Origin of the sequence: Acidisoma sp. S159, assembly GCF_009766125.1 — a bacterium.
Classification (GTDB): Bacteria; Pseudomonadota; Alphaproteobacteria; order Acetobacterales; family Acetobacteraceae; genus Acidisoma.
Genome location: NZ_LMUG01000057.1, coordinates 14,416 through 34,947 on the forward strand (window position 1 = coordinate 14,416; position 20,532 = coordinate 34,947).

Below are 20,532 nucleotides of genomic sequence, written 5' to 3' on the forward strand. Positions count from 1 at the left end.
GTGTGGATGAAATCCTTGAAGTGCGGCGGCCCTAGGATTGGTGGTGCAGGCGCAGTCCCGGACGGTCCCAGGGCATCGAAACAAGGCGTCCGCTCGAGGAGAGCGTTATATAAGCGGTGCGCAGGTCCTGACCCCCGAAGCAGACATTGGTGGTGTAAGGATCCGGCATCTCGATGCGCTGAACCAGAGCACCTGCGGGCGACACGACATCGAGACCGCCGATCCGTAGTGACGCGATGACGATGTTGCCGCTCGCTTCGACGGCGAGAGAATCGTAGCGATGAAAGCCCGGCAGGCCGCACACCAGATCGCCGCCGGTCGGTGAAGGCCAAGTTGCGCGGCCTAGTTCGCCGGGCCCGAGCACGGGATAGGACCAGAGGCGGCCGGATGAAGTCTCGGCGACATAGAGCGTGGCGCCGTCCGGCGAAAGGCCGATGCCGTTCGGCCCGATCAGCGGGAAGGCCGCTTCGAGAATCTGGCTTCCATTGGCGCGCGCGTAATAGACGCTACCGAACTCGACTTGCCGCCCCGTGCGATGGCCATGATCAGTGAACCAGAACCCGCCAGCGCGATCGAAGACGATGTCGTTGGGTGCCGAAAGCGACCGATCGTCGCAGCGGTCGTAAAGAACCTCGACCGCCCCAGTGTTTAGATCCACGCGCTCGATGCGGCCGCCGCTATTATCTGACGCTTTCGCAATCGGACGCCACAGCCTGTCCTCCCGTTGCCAAGAAAAGCCCCCGTTGTTGCAGACATAGAGGTAACCGTCCGGCCCGAGCGCCGCGCCGTTGGGACCGCCGCCGGGTCTCGCCATTGCGCGAGTGCCATTGCGGTCGATATGGCTGATCTGGCCACGGCCGATCTCGACCACAAGCAGGCTCCCATCCGGCAGAACAACGGGGCCTTCGGGAAAGTGCAGCCCCTCGGCCCGCACGGTGAAGGCCGTCATGACGTTACCATGCGCAGATCCACGCCAAGGATGCGGGCGAGTTCGGGAATGTCATGCGCGACCTGATCCGCCCCCAGCGAGGACATTTCGGCGGCGCTGTAAAATCCGTAGGTGACCGCGATGGAGCTTATACCCGCTGCCTGAGCCGCGACGACATCATGTGGACCATCGCCGACATAGACGGCATCCGTAGCGGCCGAGCCGGCTCTCTTCAGGCCAAGCAGGATTGGCGCCGGATGCGGTTTGCGCTCAATGGTATCCTCGGCCGTCACTACCGCGACGAAGGAGGCTACATCGATCTTCGCGCGTTCAAGATCGATCAGGGTTCGCGCCAGGCCTTTGTTGGTGACGAGGCTCGGCTTGCGCCCGGCGGCCGTGATGGCGAGGATCAGCTCCCGCGCGCCGCCGAACAGGATCATGCTGGCGGAAGCTGCGGGATATTGTCGCTGATAGGCATCGAGACAAAGCTCGACCTGGTCTGGCGCCACTACGCCGAAGACCTCAACGGGCCGCATCGCGTAGAGTAGGTGGGCGTCGATACTCGGCGGCGGGAATGCCTGCTTCAGGACAGTGCCGAAGACGTGGCGATAGCAGTTTTCCACAGCCTTGCGCGTATCGACGAGAGTGCCGTCGAGATCGAACATGACGTGCTCGGCAAGGATCGGCGGCATCAGCTTGCATTCCTAGATGCGCCACGCTCTAGGCAGGCAGCGCGCGCCGCCCATGCCGGTGCGAGAGCTTCACGAATATCTCTGAAAAGCGCAAAGGCCGCCGCGTATCGCTCCGCCATGGCCGGATCGGGTTGCACCTTCGCCATGACGCGCACCATGCGAGCCGCGCCCTCCTCAAGCGAGGAAAACAAACCCGCCGCGTGACCTGCCAGAAGCGCGACGCCGAGCGCGCCGGTTTCCTCGGCTTCCGTCACGACCAGCTCGCGGTTCATCGCGGCGGCACAAATGTCGCGCCACAACAGGATGCGGGCGCCGCCGCCGGTGATGCGAATTTCGTCGACCGGGGCATCGATCGCGCCGTAGCAATCGACCATCGACAGCGCGACGCCTTCCATGATGCTGCGCACCAGCGCAATCGGCGTGGTGTCGAGCCCCAAGCCCATGATGCTGCCTCTGGCGGCCGGCTCATGGCGTGGCGCGGTCATGCCGGAGGTATTCAAATAGGGATGGAACAGCAGCCCGCCCGGCAGTGGCGGCAGGGCACGCGCCTCGGTCTCGATGCGCGTGAACATATCGGCGCCATCCGACAGGGCCGCTTCCTTACGTCCGAAAGCCTCGATCACCCAGTCGAGGCACACTGAGCCGCCGCCGGTATTGGACATGAGGCGTTGCCAGCGTCCGTCGGGCATCAGGAACAAAAAGCCGACGCCGCGCGGTTCCATAACGGGACGGTCCACCGTCAGATTGTTCATGAAGCTGGTGCCGATGACGGTAACGGCCTGACCCGGCAAAAGCGCCCCCGCGCCGATCGCGGCCGCAACCCCGTCGCCTGCGCCAGACGCAACGAGCGTTCCTTCGCTGAGCCCAGTCTCGGCCGCCGCCTTGGCGGTGACGCGACCGACCGGCGCGCCGATGGGCAGCACTTTCGGGATCAAGCCCGATTTGCCTGACAGGCCGCAAAGGTCGAAGACGGATTCGGAGACGCATCGCTTCCGAATGTCACAGGGGAAGAAGGACAGATCGGACTCATCCGTCGCGATTTCCCCTGTCAGGCGATAATTTACAAAGTCTTTGGCGCAGAAAACATGCGCGATGCCGGGAAACAGATCCGGCCGATGCCGTTGCATCCAGGCAAGCAGCACGATCGGCATGCCGGGAATGAGGGCGTTGCCCGAAATGTCGTAGACCTTTTCGACGATGCCGCTGTCGCGCCAATGCTGGAGCAATTCGCCGGCGCGCCCATCGGGCCAGGCAATCGCTCGCTCGAAAGCAACGCCGTCGTGGTCGAGCGCCCATAGCCCACCCATATGACCGCTGACGCCGATGGCGGCGATATCGGCGGCGGGGAGCCCTGCCTCGGCCAGCGCCCCGCGGATCGCCAGGGCAACGCCGCACCAGGTCGCTTCCGTGTCTTCCTCGTGCCAATCGGGATGCGGGCGGAAAGACTGTGTCGCGCGGCGCGCGAGGCCGAGGACTCGCCCGCTTTCAGCATCGAACACCACGGCCTTCGTGGTTGTCGTGCCCTTATCGATGCCGAGCAACGCTCTCACGCCGCAATCCGACTGGAAGCGGGGGGCACCAGAGCTTCCCGCCGCCGCGAGAAACCCAGATAGATGCGGCGCAGATCTTGATACAGGCGGAACCAGCCGTCATAGAGCGCGGCCGTCTCGGCATGCGGCTCATACCGAGTAACCTCGGGGGCCATGTGGGCAGTGGCATCCGCGATGCTTGACCAGACACCAGTCGCGACACCGGCGAGCAACGCAACGCCCAATGCGCCGGATTCACCCACGCCTCGGACCTCGATCGGCACACCGCAGACGTCGGCGAACATCTGCGCCCAATAGGCGCTTTGCGCCCCTCCGCCGGTGAGCGTGACGGAAGACGGGGGAACCGCCATCGCGGCGAAGCAGTCCCGGGTCGCGAAGCACAGGGATTCATAGACCGCTCGCAGCATATGCGGCTCGGTGGTATGCGTGCTCAGGCCGAAGAAGGACCCACGCGCCAGAGTATCGAAGACCGGCGCCAGAACGCCGCTGGTATTGACGTAGGGCAGCAGGATGACGCCACCGGCGCCAGGCGGAACGGAAGCCGCGAGACGTTCCATCTTGGCATAGTCGTGGGTGCCATCCGCGCATGTTGGTCCACCGAAGCGATCCAGATACCAGTCGAGCACGATGGTGCCGGATGTGTTGGGCAGGATCCGGAGATAGAGATCATCCGGCATCGCGAACAGGAAACCGACGCCCTCGGGTTCACGGCTGGCATGATCGAGAACGAGCCCGTTGAGGCAGCTGGTGCCCAGCACCGTCATGGCCGCTCCGGGAGCCACGGCGCCGACACCGATGGCATTGGCGCAGGCGTCTCCCAGCCCATGAATGACCGGGGTGCCGGCGCAAAGCCCGCTCTGCCGCGCCGCGAGTTCCGTCACCGCGCCGGCGATGTCCGAGGACGGGAAGACAGGCGGTATTGCGCCCAGCCACGCGCCTGCGCCGCAGAGCTCCAAGATACGGTGAGAAAATCCACGGCCGTCGATGTCGCCTGGAACGAAGCTCACATCCGATGGCTCCGTCGCCACCGCGCCTGTCAGTCGAAAGCGCAAATAGTCCTTGGCACATAGAACATGCGCCGCTCGTTCATGAAGATGCGGTTCATGCGCGGTAAGCCAGCCGAGCAGCAGCGCCGTAACACCCGGCATCAATCCATTGCCGCCGATGGCGAAGATTTCCGTAAGCGCCTGAGCGTCGCGTAAGGCGAGCAGCTGCGCCTGGGCGCGGCCATCAGGCCAGCAGATGGCATTGCGAACGGGAGTGCCATTGGCGCCGGTGATCCAGGCGCCGCCCATATGGCCGGCGATCCCGATGGCGGTGATCGCGTCCCCGCCGATCCCCGCGTGATCGAGCGCAGCCCGAATGACGCGGCAACAGGCGGCCCAACTCTCCTCCGGATCTTCCTCGTGCCAGTCCGGCCGAGGGCGCAACACGGCCACTCGCTCCTGCGCCACGCCGCGTGCCGCCCCGCTCGGGTCGAAGACCACCGCTTTGATAACGGAGGTGCCTTTGTCGATGCCGAGCAGGTAGATCACGCAACCTCTGAGCGAATGGCTGCAAGCTCGTCGCCCGCCGTGCGGCTGGCGAAGCGCCGGGTCTGCTGCGTTTTGTCGTCGAAAAGGAACAGTGCATCGTCGGGAATGAAGACTCGCACCGGCTCGTCTATCTCGAAGGCGCGTGGATCGGGTGTGAGGGTCTGAATGCTTTGATCAGCGATCTGAACGGTCACCAGCTGCGCGTCACCGAGTTGCTCGGTCACATAGACTTGGCCTGTCGCGGTGAAACCCTCGACCGCGGGCGCGGTGTCAGCGGCACGCAGAACCATCACGCCGCTCGGTCGCGCGCCGATCGAGGCAGTGCGGCGGCCGATGTTGAGGAAGCGCTCCAATGTACGCGGCAGGCGCGCGGGCTGGCCCCCAACCCGGCCGGCGATGTGATCGCCTTGATCAACGCAGGAATCAACTGTGAAAACGTTCATCGAATGTAGCCCGAAGAATTGGGCGACGAAGGCATTGACGGGGCGATTGTGAATCTCGTCGGCACTGCCGACCTGCTGAAGACGCCCGTCTCGCATCACCGCGAGCCGATCCGTCATCGTCATGGCTTCGATCGGGTCATGGGTGACGATGACCGAGGTGGTTCCGAGGGCACGCTGAAGCCGCTTGAGCTCTCCACGGAGACGGGCACGCAGAAGCGTGTCGAGATGCGCGATCGGCTCGTCGAGGCAAAGCAGGTTGGGATCCCGAACCAGAGCACGGGCGATGGCGACACGCTGCTGCTGGCCGCCCGACATCTGCGAGGCTCGCCGATCGAGCAGCGCGCCGATATTCAGCAAGGTCGCGACCTCGGCAACCTTGCGGGCAATCGTCTCGCTGGATGCGCGCCTGACGCGCAGCGGATAGCTGATGTTTTGGCGTGCGGTCATATGCGGATAGAGCGCGTTCTGCTCGAACACCATCGCGACGTTGCGTTCCTGCGGGGTCTTGTTGTGGACAGGAACGCCGTCGAAAAGGATCGATCCCTCCGTCGGCCGCTCCAGCCCCACGAGCATACGCAACACCGATGTTTTGCCGGAGCCCGAGGGACCGAGGAGACCGAAGAACTCTCCGTCTTCGATGTGGATATTCACATCCTGCACCGCATGAACGGAAGGACCGAACCACTTGTTGAGATGATCAAGGGTAACGGATGCCATCGTCTTCGTCCTGATCTGACCGGGCCGTGACTTCAGCGGCCGCCGAGTTCGGCTGTGAAGCTGCGGATGAGATACCGCTGCATGAGGTAGGAGAGGACGAGAAGAGGCCCCATGGCGACAATGCCGATAGCGCCGAGCTGGCCCCAGTTCGGCTCCTGAAACAGGAAGAAGTCGGCCAATGCCTTTGGCAGCGTTATGACGTTGTCGCCCGTCAAAACGAGTGAGAACAGAAACTCATTCCAGGCGAACATCATGCTGAGGATCGCCGCGGTCATGATACCCGGGGCGGAGAGCGGCAGCAGAATGTCGCGGAACATCCAGAACCACGGCGCGCCGTCGATTCGCGCCGCATCCTCGTATGAGCGCGGAATCTGGCGAATGAACTCCGCCAGAAGCCAAATCACGAGCGGCAGGTTCATGAAGGTATAGGCGATGATCAAGCCGATATAGGTGTCGTAGAGATGCAGCTTCTGGAACATGAGGTAAAAGCCGATCACCGGTACGATCGGCGGCAGCATGCGAAGTGAGAGGATGGTGAAGCTGAGCTGGCCGTGGGCCGCGAAGCGCCGCGCCAATGCGTAGGCCGCGGGAAAACCCAGTATGAGGCAGAGCACCGTCGACGAGGTCGCCACAATCAGGCTGTCGCGAATGCCACGGCCGCCGCCAACCGACCAGCCGCCGGCGAAATTGACGAGGGTCGGATGAATTGGGAACAGCGTCGGCGGGCTGGAGAATAGCTCGCCATAGGGTTTGAACGCTGTGATGAGCAGCCAGACGATCGGCGCGAGGCACAGGATGACGAGCACGATGAGGATCGCGTGACGAACTGCGCTGCCAACAAGCTCCTCCGTTCTCAGCTTGGCTCTGGGGGGAAGGCGTGGCGCCCGCGTGGCCGCGCTCATCACGCGCCCTCCTTCGCGTTTGCGGCAGGGCCGGCGACCGCGGCCGTCGGCGCATTGCGTTTGGCGACGAGCTTGATGATGAGCATCGTGCCTATAGTCAGCAGCAAAAGCTGGATGATGCTGAGCGCGCCGGAGCGGCCGAACTGAAAGCGGCCAAAGCCGAGATCATAAGTGTAATAAGCGAGGTTCTGCGTGATGGTTCCAGGCCCCCCCCTCGTCAGGATATAGATGATGTCGAAGACTTTGAAGCTGTCGATGAAGCGCAGGACGAAGGCGACTGCAAAATACGGCAGCAGCATCGGCGCGACAATATTGAAGAAGGTCTGCACGGCGCTGGAGCCATCGACTTTCGCGGCCTCGTAGACCCGGGGTGGGATCGACCTTAGACCTGCGAGCAGAATAACCATGACGAGCGGCGTCCATTGCCAGATATCGACCGCGACCAGAGTAGGTAGCGCCCAAACCGGCGACTGGGCCCAGGCCGGGGGAGACAATCCGATACCTTTGAGTAAGGCATTGAGGGGGCCGTAGATCGGATTGAGAAAAAGCTCCCAGGCGAAGCCTACCACAATGGGAGCCAACATCATCGGTGTCAGCAGCAGCGACGCATAGACCTCGCGCCCACGCGTAACCGCGTTCAACAGCAAGGCGATGCAGAGGCCGATGAGCAATTGGAGCGGCACGCTCACCAGCGCGAAGGCGGCCGTCACACCAAGGCTGTGCCAAAAGCGCGTCGTTTTGACGAGAGCTTGGAAGTTACCGAGGCCGACCCAATGGATCGGCACCGGAATCGCCATTTGATAGGAAGTGAAAGACGCATAGATCAGATAGCAGAAAGGCCAGATGGCGAAGACGGCGAGGAATAGCAACGCTGGCCCCAGTAGCAGCAGGGTTCCGCGTTCAGTGACGCCGTCGTCACGCCGGGGTTTCCTCCCCCACCGAGACGGCTTACCATAGCCTATCGTCAGATCGGCCATCGGATCGGCGGTCGCCCTCAGGTCCAATAACCGTTCTTCACCATGCGCGCGCGGTATTCGGCATAGTGAGCAATTTGAAGATCGCGGCCGTAGGTTTCAGTAGTTTCGTCGAATTCGCCCGAGATGTCCTGTAGCGCTTGCATGGGCTCGACCTGGCCATTGATCGCGGCCTGCACATGCTGAATGATCGAGCTCATGTACTGGTTGGTGCCCGGAATGGAGATATCGAGATAGACCTTCGGGTTGTGCAATGCGGCGAGACTGGTCTGCGCGAAGTTATCAGCGAAGCCCGAGGCCGATTCCAACGGGAAGGTGGCCTTAGGACTCTCGAACATACTGACGCGCCAGGGGTCCATCAAGGACTGCGCGAAAGTTTCGGCGACCCATCGGGTGGCATTGGCCGATTGCTGGATCCAGGAAATTGCTGTGAAGGCGCCCTTCTTGTTCTGCGAATTGGCCGCGATGCCCATAGCGCGGCCATAGGGAAGCATGGTGACCTCGCCCCAGCTTCGGGCGCATCGGATTTTGTCGGCCACTTTCGAGATCGCGGGATCGGAGGCGCCTTTCGCCATGTCGGTCCACCAATTCGCCTGAGCGATATGGCCCGCGAAATAAAGTTGCCGGCCGACATCCCAGGGCATCGCCTTGGCAAGATCCTTAGGCATAAAGGCGGTCATTTCGATATAGCGGCGGATTGCCTCTTCGCCCATAGCATTGGCGATATTGGGCTTCATATTGGCGTCGAAGATCTCGCCGTAGTTGACACCCTTTTCGGCGCCGATCTGGACGAAGTGATTCATAAAGAACGCATAAACGAAGAAGCTCGTGACCTCGACGGCGCCATAGAGGTTCTTCGACGGCCGGGTAAAGAACTCGGCAATATCGTGATACTGCTTATAGGTCTTGGCCGGGATCAGGTCATAACCGTATTTCGCCTTGAACGCCGTTTTCTCAGCCGCGTCGTCGAACAAATCACTGCGATAGGTGTCGATGAAGAGATCACCGTCGATCGTGATCCCGACGAGCTTATTCTGGTAGTAGTTCAGTTGCTGAAAGGGTTTCGCGACATCGGAGAAATCTAATGTCTCCAAAGAGCCAACTTCCTCAAGCGGGGTGAGATAGGGGCCGAAGTCTCCCGCGAAATTTTGCCAAAAATCGAACGCGTCGAAGCGGGCCGTTTTTTGCCGCAGCGATAGAAGATTTTGGTCGTACATATTGCCGAGGGGATAGGATTCGAACTCGACCGTCAGCCCCGTTGCCGCTTTGAACTCCGGCGCGAAGGTTTTGAGAATGGGCGTGAAAGCGCCACTGTCGAGACCCACTTTGACAGTCCCGCCTGCGGCGGACTGCGCTGAGGCGGTCTTCAACAATCCGGTGAAGGTTCCGAGGGTCGCGACCGCGCCGAATATCGCCGAACGGCGCATCAACTCGCGTCGCGCGATCAGTCCGTGCGTATCGATTTCGTTGAGCTGCTCTGACGCGTCTTCTTCGGTGGATCGCCGCTTCGAAAAGCTCATCCCGTGATCTCCCCTCTGGCCGGTATCTCTTACGGATCCGACCGTTCTTTGCGCGCCTTTGCCGAAAGTTGATATTTCGGTTGGCGAATTGCTTCTCTAGGCGATACAATACCACCTGGGATGAGAGCACAACAAGATTATTGTACTAGATGGCGCTGTTTGAAATGCTACAATCGGAACGACGACCGGGCTACCGCCAAATCGTCGATGTGATCGCAACAGCGATCGAGAATGGCGGAATCAAGCTCGGGGAGCAGTTGCCGACCCAGCGCGAACTCGCGCATCGGATGAAGGTGGCCGTGGCGACGGTTGGACGCGCCTATGCCGAGCTGGACGCGCGTGGACTAATTACGAGCCACGTCGGCCGCGGAACCTTCGTTTCGGGATCTTCATTGGCGGACGGCCGCTACCTGCCACTTCAGCCCAATACTGAACTCGGGCCCATCGACATGGCGGTATATCGCGTGCCCGTGCCGCCCTTCGGAGATGAGGTGATGCGAGGCGTGCTGACCGACCTCGCCGCGCGTGAACCCGCGCTCGTTCTGGCCGGATCGCCCACTGCGGGGTCTGAGCGCCATCGCGCTGTGCTGGCGAAATGGCTCAAGCGGCAGGGCGTTCACGTGTCGCCGGATCAACTGACGATCACCAATGGCGGCCAGCACGCGACGATGGCGGCCCTGTCCACATTGACCCACCATGGGGATCTGATCGCGACAGAAGAGTTGACGGACCCGCGTATGAAGGCGGTCGCCAGCTACCTCGACCGGCGCCTTCTCGGAATTTCCTGCGACGAGCAAGGGATGATTCCGAGCGCGCTGGAGAAAGGCTGCCGCGAGCATCGGGTGGCAGCACTCTACTGCGCGCCGCGGCTCCAGAATCCTTTCAATGTCACATTGCCCGCTGACCGCAGGGCGGCGCTGGTCGAGATCGCGCGTCGCTTCGACATGCCGATAATCGAGAATGATATCTATGGCACGATCCTAAACGACCCGGTGCCACCGATCTTCGCCCTCGCGCCGGAACGTACCTACTACCTTACAAGTCTCGGACGACTCGCGGGTCCAGGGCTGAAGGTCGGGTGTCTGGTCTCGCCGCTCGACCAAGGATCGCGCGCCCAGGCGGGCGTGGGGATGTCCACCGGCACCGCAACGTCGATATGCGTCGAAGTCGCGGCAACGCTGATCGAAGGCGGACATCTGGATCGCATGGCGGAGTGGCAGGCCCAGGAGAACCTGCGTCGGACTGACTTAATGGCGACCTTTCGCCACCTCTCGGCCGCGCGTATCCATCCCGCGAGCCCGCATGCCTGGATATCGCTCCCCAGCCCCTGGCGCGCCGAAGATTTCGTGGACGCCGCTGCTCAACGCGGTGTCGCCATAGCACCCACCCATGGTTTCGTGGCCGATCGTCGTTCCATTCCTCATGCTGTGCGCCTTTGTGTCGGCGCGCCGGCGACTTTGAATCTGGTCGACGCCGCATTCCGTCAATTGGAGCGCTTGCTCTCAAGCGCGCCGCGATCGAGCGTGGAAGCGGCCTGATGACGACGTACTTGGATCACTCCAAAGGTTCTGCCCTGATCCTGGGAGCGGGCGGCGTTGTGGGACGGGCGGCTTTGCAGATGTTTGAGGAGCTGCCCAATTGGCGTGTAACTGGAGTTTCGCGCCGAGGCCCGACCTTCGACACCAGGGCTGATTGGCTCAGGCTCGACCTGGCCGATCCTGAGGATTGTAGTAAGCAACTTAGTGCGGTTGCACAGGATGTTACTCACGTGGTGTACGCCGCTCTCTACGAGGAGCGTGATCTGGTAAGTGGGTGGACGGAGCGACGGCAGATCGATGTTAATCTAGCCATGCTGAAGAATGCCCTTGTTCCCCTTCTGGCCGCGCGGTCTGTCCGGCATGTGACGCTTCTTCAAGGGACAAAGGCTTACGGCGTGCATCATGGCCCATACAAGATGCCGGCAAAGGAGGGCGACCCGCGCTTCATTGCATCAAACTTCTATTACGAGCAGGAAGATTTTCTGCGAGCAGCGATGAGCGATAGCCGTGGCTACACGGTGCTTCGGCCGCAAATCGTTTGCGGCTTCGCGGTCGGCAACCCCATGAACGCAATCACGGCGATCGGCACCTATGCGGCTATCTGCCAGGAACTAGGCCAACCCTTTCGGTTCCCAGGGGGTGCGGCGTGCTTCCAAGAGGCGGTCGATGCACGGTTGTTGGCGAGAGCGATCCTGTGGGCCGGGCAAACATCCAGCTGTCGAGGCGAGATCTTCAACATCGCCAATGGCGACTGCTTTTCGTGGCCGACAATCTGGCCAACCCTGGCGGCGCGTTTCGGGTTGTCAGTGGGACATCCGCACCCGTTTTCCTTGGCCGCCGTCATGGCCGACAAAGCGCCGGTATGGGACCGTATTGTTAAGAAGCACGCGCTGATGCCTCTGGCCTACGGTGAGATTGTTCACTCGTGGGATTTCATGGACTATCTTTTCCGGCACGGGAGCTCTGTGCCACGTCACTCCCTTGTTTCCACGATCAAGGCGCGGCAACACGGATTTCACGATTGCGCCGACACCGAAGCGATGTTCGACGAGATCCTCAGGCAATTGCAGGATGCACGGGTTCTGCCCGGCAACTGAGCGGGCCACTCCACGATCGTGGCCATGTCTGACCGAGGCCATCGAATGCGATCACCATCTCCTTGAGCATGATCGTGACTGCAGGTCGCAAGGAGAACTCATAAACAGGATGGCGTGCGTAACGTCCTTAGAATAGCCGACATTCCGGCGCTTTAGCTCGGATTTACCCCCTACTGCCGGAAGTGCTTGGCGGGCGCGATTTTAACACGCGATAGTCATCCATCTCGCGCGTTGATATAGGGTCGACGACTAGATAGATTGGGCGTCCTTCGGTGGGAGGATAGGTCTCGCGCAGCCGTCATCACAACCTGAGCCGGCGGATCATCTGATCCGTCGAACATGCGCATGGCCGCATTTGGTTCGGAACTGAGCGTTCACCGTGATTGAACCCTTCGTGTCGCCAGACACAGGGCGGTCAACAGAGAAGCCTGTGGTGAAATGGCGATGTCGGCTAGTGGTTCCAATTAGACCGCATAGTGGCCGACAAGGTCCTCAAGAGCCTTGGGCTGCTGCACTGACGCATCATGCCGCGAGGCCACTTAATTCTGCGGTCCATCCTCCACCGAGCGCCCTGAATGAATGCACGGCAGCCCGAGCCGCGGCGGCGCAATTCTGCGCAAGATCATCCTGCGCAGAAAGAAGCTGGCGATCGGCATCCAAGACATCGGTCAGTGGAATGACTCCCGAGGAAAAAGACTCTTCCGAAAGATCTCGCGCATGCGTGAGCGAGATGACTTCGTCCTGCAATTCCTGAGTCCTCAGCTCCGTCTGGCTCAGCTCCATGAAGGCGTTTTCGACATCTTCGGCGGCATGCAGAACCGTCTGCCGATACTGCGCGAGTGCTTCCGCGTCGCGTCCCCGCACGTTCGCGACTTCCGCGTCGACTTTGCCGAAGTCGAAGATCCTCCAGCGAAGTGCGCCGGTGCCAATTGGCTGGAACGCGCTCCCTGTGAACAGGTGATTCGCGCTTAGACTGTCGAAACCGAGTGCTCCCGACAACGAGATCTTCGGGTAGTAGTCCGACACCGCCACGCCGATGCGCGCACTGGCCGCCGCCACGCGCCGTTCCGCGACGATCACGTCCGGTCGGCGGCGGAGCATATCCATAGGCTGGTCGGCATCGGGAATGCCGGGTATCGCAGCGATCGCGCTGACGGCTGAAAGCTTGCTCGCGTAGGTTCCCGGCTGCGCGCCCATCAGGACGTCGAGGCGGTTGAGCTGGGCTTCGAGGTCGATACGCAGCGGCGGAATCGTCGTGCGCGCCTGCAGCACCAGCGCCTGCGCCTGCGCCACCTCCCGATTCGTGGCGATGCCTCGCGTGTGTTGCAGCTGAACGAGGTCGAGCAGATGCGCGTCCACGTCTATCTGCCGCCGCGCGACATCAAGCTGAGCCTGATCGCCCCTTACCCGAAAATAGGCATCCGCCGCATCGGCCGCAATGCTGACGCGGGTGCCAAGACCCTCCGCCTCCGCCGCCTGAGCCTCAGCCCGCGCGGCTTCCTGCCCGCGTCGCAGGCCACCGAACAGATCGATCTCCCAACTCGCGGCGGCGCCGACATCATAGAGGCGCTGGTCGCGATTGTAGCCGGGCAAGGACTGGCCGAGTTCCCCGAGGGGGCTTTCTAGGGACTGATGAAGGGCCGACACCTGAGTGTTCAGGTCTGCGGTGGGCAGAAGCTGGGCGCTTGCGGCCTCGGCTGCCGCCCGCGCCTGCTGCACCCGCGCGGGCGAGGCGGAAAGATCGAGGTTCTGGGCAAGGGCGCGCTGCTCGATCCGGTCAAGCTCCGGATCATTGAAGCCCTTCCACCACTGGTCCAGCGGGGGCGCTGGCGGCGCTTGCCGCCCATCGACGGCGTCGGCGTTGTGGAAGGCTGCAAGCGTCGTGGTCGGGACATGGTAGTCCGGCCCGACCTCGCAGCCCGATAGCAGGGAGGCGAGGACGCTGGCCATCGCGAAGGCGGGAAGATGTCGGATCGAGGAAACGGATGCCATCGCTGAGTGCCTTCACCTGAGGCGACCCAAATCCTGGGGGGGGGTGCGACAGAGTGATGATTTCGCTCATTCGTCACTCGTTGTCAATCGAGCACGCTCCATCTAAATATCAGATTAGCAACGTCCTGCTATGATGTAGAGGGAGACCGATGTTCACACCCCTTGCCGGCCAGCGCGGACCCGCCGAGCATGAGCGGCGCGAGCAGATCCTTGGCGCCGCCAGCGAGCATTTCCGACACTACGGCTACAACAAGACCACGGTGGCCGACGTCGCCAAGGCGATCGGTCTCTCGACCGCCTATATCTATAAATTTTTCGACTCCAAGAAAGCGATCGGAGAAGCCGTCTGCAGCATGCAGCAGCACAAGATCGAGGCCGCGCTGACCGCCATCGCGGATGAGAAGAAGCCGGCTTCCGAAAGGCTACGGCGCATGTTTATTGAACTTGCCCGGGGCGCCGCCGATCTTTTCTTTCACGACCGCAAGATGCACGACATCGTCGCGGCAGCGCTCAGCGAAAAATGGCAGTCGATTCTCGACCATAACGCGGCGCTCAACCTCATCGTGCGCCGCGTCGTCGCGGAGGGGCGGGAGGCCGGAGAGTTCGAGCGCAAGACGTCCACGGACGAGACCTGCCGGGCTATTGTGCTGGCGATGGATCCGATCAGAATTCCCATTCTCCTCGAGCTGAGGCTCAACTCGATCGAGGATGACGCGGCGGTTCTGGCGAACCTGGTCCTGCGCAGTCTGGCCATCTGACATGTATGAAGTGACGGATTGACACATACGTCACTTGTGAGAATGCTGTGGGCAATCTGATCCTTCGGAGCCCGTCCATGTCGAAAGCGCGTCCGACCACACTGGCTGTCGCCGCCGCCCTCGCGAGCCTTAGTCTTGCTGCTTGCAAAGTGCATCAGGAGGCGGATGCGCGCACCGCGGAGCGCCTAGTATTGGTCACCCCTGTCGAGGCCTCCCCGGGGATCACCCATACCTACACCGGCCTCGTCGCAGCCCGGGTGCAAAGCGATCTCGGCTTCCGGGTGCCGGGTAAGGTCATCGAACGCCTGGTCGATACCGGCGAGGTCGTGAGAGCCGGGCAGCCGCTCATGCGGATCGACCCGACCGACTATCTTCACGCCGTCACGGCACAGGCCGGTGACGTGGCCGCCGCCAAGGCGCACTGGATTCAGGCCTCGGCCGATGAGCGACGCTACCGCAGCCTGGTCGCTTCCGGCGCTGTCTCTCAAATCCTTTACGATCAGGCGAAAGCGGCGGCCGATAGCGCGCGCGCCCTCTTATCGGCGGCCCAGGCGCAAGAGCAGGTGGCACGCAACCAGAACGACTACGCCGTGCTGCTGGCCGATGGTAACGGCACCGTCGTCGAGACATTGGCCGAGCCCGGCCAGGTCGTCGCAGCAGGGCAGACGGTCGTCCGCCTCGCCCATGCAGGGCCGCGGGAAGCGGTGATCGACCTGCCGGAGACCATCCGGCCCGCGATCGGCAATCCGGCCCAGATCAGCCTCTACGGCGACACCGTTCACGCCTCCGCCCATCTTCGGCAGTTGTCCGACTCCGCCGATCCACAGACCCGGACGTTTGAGGCACGCTATGTGATGGACGGAGACGGCGTGTCCGCTCCACTCGGTGCGACCGTCACGCTCACCCTGAACGATACCCGGCAGGTCACGACTCTTGAGGTGCCACTCGGCGCCATCGACGACGAAGGGACGGGCGCTGGCGTTTGGGTGCTGGATCGCCAGACCTCTCGTGTCACGTTCAGGCCGGTGAAGGTTAGCGAACTCGGCGGTGAGACGACGGACGTCATCGGCGACCTGCACCTCGGGGACGATGTCGTATCGACCGGAGGTCACTTCCTGCATGAAGGCGAACACGTGCGAATCGCCGACGAAAAGGCGGCGATGCAATGAGTGGCTTCAATCTTTCGGCCCTCGCGGTCCGTGAGCGGTCCATCACCCTGTTCTTCATCGTCGTGCTCACCCTGGTCGGCGTCTTCGCCTATCTCAGCCTGGGGCGTGCCGAGGATCCGCCCTTCACCGTCAAGGTGCTGACAGTCATATCCGCCTGGCCCGGCGCGACGGCCGAGGAGATGCAGAACCTCGTGGCCGATCCGCTCGAAAAGCGGATGCAGGAACTTCAGTATTGCGATCGCGTCGAGACCCTCACGCGACCCGGCCTCGCCATCATGATGGTGACGCTGCGCGACGCGACGCCGCCGTCACGGGTGCCGGAGCAATTCTACCAGGCACGCAAGAAGCTGGGCGACGAGGCCCATAACCTGCCTGCCGGCGTCCTCGGCCCCTTCATCAACGATGAGTATTCGGACGTCGACTTCGCGGTCTATGCGGTGGAAGGTCATGGCATGCCGGACCGGCTCCTCGCACGTCAAGCAGAAACACTGCGTCAGCGCCTGCTGCACGTGCCGGGCGTCAAGAAGGTCGACGTCGCCGGGGAGCGGCCCGAACGCATCTTCGTCAATTTTTCCTATGCGCGCCTCGTCAATCTCGGCGTCTCGCCCCAGGATGTCTTCACAGCTCTCGCACGGCAGAATGCCATCACGCCGGCAGGGTCTATCGATACGAGCGGACCGCAGGTCTTCATTCGCCTCGACGGTGCGCTCGACGGGTTACAGAAGATTCGGGATACGCCGATCGTCTCTGGCGGCCGCAGCCTGAAACTCTCCGACATCGCGACGGTTGAGCGTGGTTATGAGGATCCGCCGACCTATCTCGTCCGTCACAACGGCGAGCCCGCGCTGATCCTCAACGTGGTCATGCAGGACGGCTGGAACGGGCTCAAGCTCGGCGCCTCTCTCAGCGCCGCCGAGAAGACGCTGGGCGTGGATCTGCCCGCCGGCGTCACCTTAACCAAGATCGTCGACCAGGCGGCCATCATCGACGACGCCATCGACGAGTTCATGCTCAAATTCTGCGTCGCTCTAGCCGTGGTGATGATCGTGAGCCTCGTCAGCCTCGGCTGGCGCGTCGGCATCGTGGTCGCGGCCGCGGTGCCGCTCACCCTCGCCATCGTCATGGTCGTCATGCTGCTCACGGGCAAGGCGCTTGACCGCATCACGCTAGGCGCCCTCATCATCTCGCTGGGCCTGCTGGTCGACGACGCCATCATCGTCATCGAAAGCATGGTGGTGAAGATGGAAGAAGGCTTCGACCGGGTCGCCGCCGCCTCTTTCTCCTGGACACAGACAGCCGCACCTCGCCTTGCCGGTTCGCTCGCGACGATCATCGGCTTTACCCCCGTAGGCTTCGCGCGGTCCACGGCCGGCGAATATGCCGGCAATATCTTCTGGATCGTCGGCTTTGCGCTCATCACCTCATGGATCGTGGCGGCCGTCTTCACGCCCTATCTCGGCGTCAAGCTGCTTCCCGAGATCAAGAAGATCGAGGGTGGTGCCTATCAGCACATCTATGCGACGCCGCGCTACAATCAGTTCCGACGTCTCGTCGCATGCGCCGTTCACTATAAATTTCTCGTCGCATCCGCGGTCCTCGCCCTATTCGTGCTCGCGATCTTCGGTATGGGCTTCGTCACGCAGCAGTTCTTTCCCAATTCGGACCGCACGGAATTGCTGACGGAAGTGCAAATGCCCGAAGGCACCAGCATCGAGGCCACCAGCGCTGTTACGGCGCGGGTCGAGACATGGCTGCGCCAGCAGCCGGAGGCGAAGATCGTCACCAGTTATATCGGTGCGGGCGCCCCGCGCTTCTTCCTAGCCTATAATCCGGAACTGCCCGATCCATCCTTCGCCAAGATCATCACCCTGACGCCCAGCGATTCCGCGCGCGACCATTTGCAGGTTCATCTGCGCCAGCGCATCGCGGAAGGTCTGGCGCCAGAAGCGCGGGTGCGCGTCACGCAACTCGTTTTCGGGCCCTATACTCATTTCCCCGTCATGATGCGGGTGATGGGACCAGATATCGATACGCTGCGCGGAATTGTCGATCAGGTCTCAGCCGTAATGCGGGCCAATCCCCATACGCGGCAGATCAACCAGGACTGGGGTGAGCTGGCGCCAACCTTGCATTTCGTCCTGGACCAGCAGCGTCTGCAACTGATCGGGCTGACACCCGCGGACGCCGCGCTGCAGTTGCAGTTCCTGCTGACCGGTGTCGCTGTCACGCAGGTGCGCGAAGATATCCGCACCGTCGTACTCGTCGCACGCAGCTCAGGGCCGGAGCGTCTCGATCCCGCCAAGCTCGGCGATCTCACGCTCACCAACCATGACGGAAGACCGATACCTCTCAGCCAGATCGGCCATATGGAGACGCGGTCCGAGGACCCGATCCTGCGCCGCCGCGACCGCGTGCCCACGATCACCGTGCAGAGCGACATCGACGCGGCGTCGCAACCGCCAGAAGTCTCGACGGCGATCTTCCAGTCGCTGCGGCCCATCATTGCCAACCTTCCGGCGGGCTATCGCATCGCGCTGGGCGGCAATATCGAGGAAGCGGGCAAGGCCAATGCGGCTCTTGCGCCGATCTTCCCGATCATGGTCCTGCTGATCCTGATAGTGCTAATCATCCAGGTCCGTTCGCTCTCGGGCATGGCAATGGTTGCCCTGACCGGACCGCTCGGCATCGTCGGCACGGTGCCGACACTATTGCTGTTCCACCAGCCCTTCGGCTTCACGGCCATCCTCGGCGTCATCGGATTGGCCGGCATCCTAATGCGCAACACGCTGATCCTCATTGGCCAGATTCAGACCAATCAGAATGATGGCCTGGAACCCTACCATGCGGTCGTGGAAGCGACGGTGCAGCGCGCGCGGCCGGTGCTGCTCACGGCGCTGGCAGCAGTGCTCGCCTTCATTCCTCTAGTAGGATCGGATTTCTGGGGGCCGCTTGCCTACACGTTGATCGGCGGCACGGCGGCGGGCACAGTCCTCATCCTGTTCTTCCTGCCCGCGCTCTATTCGATCTGGTATCGAGTGAAGCCGCCGATGAAGGCCGCCGATGAAATCGTCGCTCCGCATTTTACGGATGTGCATGGGGACCTGGGAGCGATCTAGGGGGGATACGGGCCCATCCCCTTCATCACGGCCTTCATGCCTGCATCCGACCTGGTCGTCACCGTTTTCAGCACCGGCGGTCAAAGTCATCGCGCTGTGCGGATTGCCGCGGCGGTAGTCTTTCCAGCGGAAGCGGACCCTGCCGTCGTCGATGGAGAATAGTCGGCTATTGGCGATGGCGATGCGATGAGTGTAGCGGCCGACGTAGGTGAGAGCCTGCTCCGGGCCAGCGAAGGGTCGCTTGGCGAAGACGACCCATTCCGACTTACGCGCTGGTGCCAAGTGACGCAGGAACGCCGCCCGTTCCTGCAATGGCAGCAGGCCCGAGAAGAAGCGTAACCTGCCAGCTGTGAACGCCTTCTCCAACGCGTGCAGAAACAGACCTCGGAACAGTCGCGACAGCTTGACGAAGCAGGTCATCGATTGCTCCTATGCAGGTGTAGCGCGCCACGGTCCTGTAAACGGGGCTTTCAGATGAACAACGAACGACTACGGCCTCGCGGAAGACTACGCCGGATTGCTCAACCTATCACGCGCGACCACGCGACTCCCGCGCAGCAGGTTAGTCCAAGGACACTTATCGCGTGTTGATAGACAGCCCATTCGGCTTTCGAGCTAATCGGTATCCTGCTCAGCCACAACCAAGCGCGGCCTGGGTCACGCAAAGGTCTCAGAGCCCTTTTAAAGCTGACCAGTCCCGGACCTTGAACACAGCGTCGGCGAAGGCCTGCGGCGCCTGCTGCGGAAGATTGTGTCCCGCGTCGACGATACGGTGTTCATGCAGCCCGACGAACATGCTGGCATGATCTGCGGTGCCCCCAGGCTTGAGCGGGTCGGTCGCCCCATCGAGCGTCACCGTCGGCACCGTGATGGTGGGCTTCTGCGCCAAACGGTCCTCAAGTGGCTGCAACGCATGGTCGCCAGCGTCCAAGCCGAAAGAGCAACGGTAGCAATGAATGACGACATCCACGAAGTCGGGATTGTCGAAAGCGGCCGCCGATCAATCGAAGACTGCCTCTTCGAACTGCCAGCCGGGCGACGGCATTGTCACGGTAACCGGGTCTGGCGGGCGGCCCGATCCTGCGCCAGGATGGAGGAATGAAGAAGCCGCCCGACCCACATTATCGCCATCGTTTTCCAGCCGAGCTGATGAGGCACGCGGTCTGGCTCTATCATGTATTCAGCCTGAGCTTTCGAGATGTCGAGCTGCTCCTGGCGGAGCGCGGCATCTTTGTTTCTTATGAGAGTATCCGTCGGTGGTGTCTGAAGTTTGGCGCGAGCTTCGCGAACAATCTTCGTCGGCGCCGACCGGCCCGGTGACAAATGATACTTGGACGAAGTCTTCATTCGGATCAACGGGGAACAGCACTATCTCTGGCACGCCGTCGATCAAGACGGCACCGTGCTTGACGTTCTGGTACAGGCCCGCCGCAGCGCCGGGGCAGCGAAGCGCTTCTTCAAGCGTCTCCTGAAGGAGCTGCAATACGTACCGCGCGTTCTCATCACCGACAAGCTGAAGAGCTACGGCGTGGCCCAACGCGAGCTTCTGCCTGATGTCGAGCACCGGCAAAGCCGCTACCTGAACAATCGCGCCGAGAATT

Annotated in this window: 17 protein-coding genes and 1 pseudogene; 7 read left to right on the forward strand and 11 right to left on the reverse strand. The window is 62.1% G+C overall.

What is annotated here, in order from left to right; all coding sequences use genetic code 11:
* Positions 1-31 precede the first annotated feature (31 nt).
* From GSQ92_RS16585 to GSQ92_RS16620, 8 genes are read right to left on the reverse strand one after another with little or no spacing between them, the layout of a single operon-like run.
* Complete coding sequence (locus tag GSQ92_RS16585; RefSeq protein ID WP_159013731.1) at positions 32-949, reverse strand: SMP-30/gluconolactonase/LRE family protein; 918 nt, start codon at positions 947-949, stop codon at positions 32-34.
* On the reverse strand, positions 946-1,620 hold the full coding sequence (locus GSQ92_RS16590) for an HAD family hydrolase (RefSeq protein ID WP_159013732.1): 675 nt from the start codon (positions 1,618-1,620) through the stop codon (positions 946-948). The genes GSQ92_RS16585 and GSQ92_RS16590 overlap by 4 nt, the downstream gene beginning before the upstream one ends.
* Complete coding sequence (locus GSQ92_RS16595) at positions 1,620-3,170, reverse strand: FGGY-family carbohydrate kinase (RefSeq protein WP_159013733.1); 1,551 nt, start codon at positions 3,168-3,170, stop codon at positions 1,620-1,622. The genes GSQ92_RS16590 and GSQ92_RS16595 overlap by 1 nt, the downstream gene beginning before the upstream one ends.
* Positions 3,167-4,705 (reverse strand): FGGY-family carbohydrate kinase, encoded by a 1,539-nt coding sequence (locus GSQ92_RS16600; protein ID WP_159013734.1) that lies wholly within the window; start codon positions 4,703-4,705, stop codon positions 3,167-3,169. Before GSQ92_RS16600 ends, GSQ92_RS16595 begins: the two co-directional genes overlap by 4 nt.
* Entirely contained in the window at positions 4,702-5,865 is a 1,164-nt protein-coding gene (locus tag GSQ92_RS16605) for an ABC transporter ATP-binding protein (protein ID WP_158801233.1), read from the reverse strand. The genes GSQ92_RS16600 and GSQ92_RS16605 overlap by 4 nt, the downstream gene beginning before the upstream one ends.
* Before the next feature lie 32 nt (positions 5,866-5,897).
* A complete protein-coding gene (locus tag GSQ92_RS16610; protein ID WP_159013735.1) occupies positions 5,898-6,767 on the reverse strand; it encodes a carbohydrate ABC transporter permease in 870 nt (289 codons plus the stop codon).
* Positions 6,767-7,744, reverse strand: coding sequence for a carbohydrate ABC transporter permease (locus GSQ92_RS16615; RefSeq protein WP_159013736.1), 978 nt, complete (start codon positions 7,742-7,744; stop codon positions 6,767-6,769). Before GSQ92_RS16615 ends, GSQ92_RS16610 begins: the two co-directional genes overlap by 1 nt.
* A gap of 17 nt (positions 7,745-7,761) precedes the next feature.
* Positions 7,762-9,261, reverse strand: coding sequence for an ABC transporter substrate-binding protein (locus GSQ92_RS16620; protein ID WP_159013737.1), 1,500 nt, complete (start codon positions 9,259-9,261; stop codon positions 7,762-7,764).
* A 149-nt stretch (positions 9,262-9,410) separates the two neighbouring features.
* Between GSQ92_RS16620 and GSQ92_RS16625 the strand changes: the two genes are divergently transcribed.
* Both GSQ92_RS16625 and GSQ92_RS16630 read left to right on the forward strand, forming a co-directional pair.
* Positions 9,411-10,799 carry a PLP-dependent aminotransferase family protein gene (locus GSQ92_RS16625; RefSeq protein ID WP_159013738.1) on the forward strand — a complete coding sequence of 463 codons (1,389 nt, stop codon included), beginning with the start codon at positions 9,411-9,413 and terminating at the stop codon, positions 10,797-10,799.
* On the forward strand, positions 10,799-11,896 hold the full coding sequence (locus tag GSQ92_RS16630) for an SDR family oxidoreductase (protein WP_159013748.1): 1,098 nt from the start codon (positions 10,799-10,801) through the stop codon (positions 11,894-11,896). Before GSQ92_RS16625 ends, GSQ92_RS16630 begins: the two co-directional genes overlap by 1 nt.
* A gap of 522 nt (positions 11,897-12,418) precedes the next feature.
* Here GSQ92_RS16630 and GSQ92_RS16635 read toward each other — a convergent pair.
* Positions 12,419-13,888, reverse strand: coding sequence for an efflux transporter outer membrane subunit (locus GSQ92_RS16635; RefSeq protein WP_159013739.1), 1,470 nt, complete (start codon positions 13,886-13,888; stop codon positions 12,419-12,421).
* A 149-nt stretch (positions 13,889-14,037) separates the two neighbouring features.
* On the opposite strand from GSQ92_RS16635, the gene GSQ92_RS16640 reads away from it, so the two are divergent.
* The 3 genes from GSQ92_RS16640 (at position 14,038) to GSQ92_RS16650 (ending at position 18,931) form a co-directional block, all read left to right on the forward strand.
* A complete protein-coding gene (locus GSQ92_RS16640) occupies positions 14,038-14,646 on the forward strand; it encodes a TetR/AcrR family transcriptional regulator (protein WP_158801245.1) in 609 nt (202 codons plus the stop codon).
* Positions 14,647-14,723: 77 nt separating this feature from the next.
* A complete protein-coding gene (locus GSQ92_RS16645; RefSeq protein WP_158801247.1) occupies positions 14,724-15,815 on the forward strand; it encodes an efflux RND transporter periplasmic adaptor subunit in 1,092 nt (363 codons plus the stop codon).
* Positions 15,812-18,931 carry an efflux RND transporter permease subunit gene (locus tag GSQ92_RS16650; RefSeq protein WP_159013740.1) on the forward strand — a complete coding sequence of 1,040 codons (3,120 nt, stop codon included), beginning with the start codon at positions 15,812-15,814 and terminating at the stop codon, positions 18,929-18,931. The genes GSQ92_RS16645 and GSQ92_RS16650 overlap by 4 nt, the downstream gene beginning before the upstream one ends.
* Positions 18,932-19,003: 72 nt before the next feature.
* Here the strand turns inward: GSQ92_RS16650 and GSQ92_RS31005 are convergent.
* Together GSQ92_RS31005 and GSQ92_RS16660 are read right to left on the reverse strand one after the other, a co-directional pair.
* Positions 19,004-19,333 (reverse strand): annotated as a pseudogene (locus GSQ92_RS31005) (transposase); the annotation flags it as partial.
* A gap of 268 nt (positions 19,334-19,601) precedes the next feature.
* Positions 19,602-19,901 (reverse strand): alpha/beta fold hydrolase, encoded by a 300-nt coding sequence (locus GSQ92_RS16660; protein WP_216856855.1) that lies wholly within the window; start codon positions 19,899-19,901, stop codon positions 19,602-19,604.
* A gap of 128 nt (positions 19,902-20,029) precedes the next feature.
* Between GSQ92_RS16660 and GSQ92_RS30290 the strand changes: the two genes are divergently transcribed.
* Together GSQ92_RS30290 and GSQ92_RS30295 are read left to right on the forward strand one after the other, a co-directional pair.
* Positions 20,030-20,251 (forward strand): hypothetical protein, encoded by a 222-nt coding sequence (locus tag GSQ92_RS30290; protein ID WP_216856856.1) that lies wholly within the window; start codon positions 20,030-20,032, stop codon positions 20,249-20,251.
* Between the two features lie 10 nt (positions 20,252-20,261).
* Positions 20,262-20,532: DDE-type integrase/transposase/recombinase (locus GSQ92_RS30295; protein ID WP_216856857.1), on the forward strand; the 271-nt coding region annotated here is incomplete at its 3' end.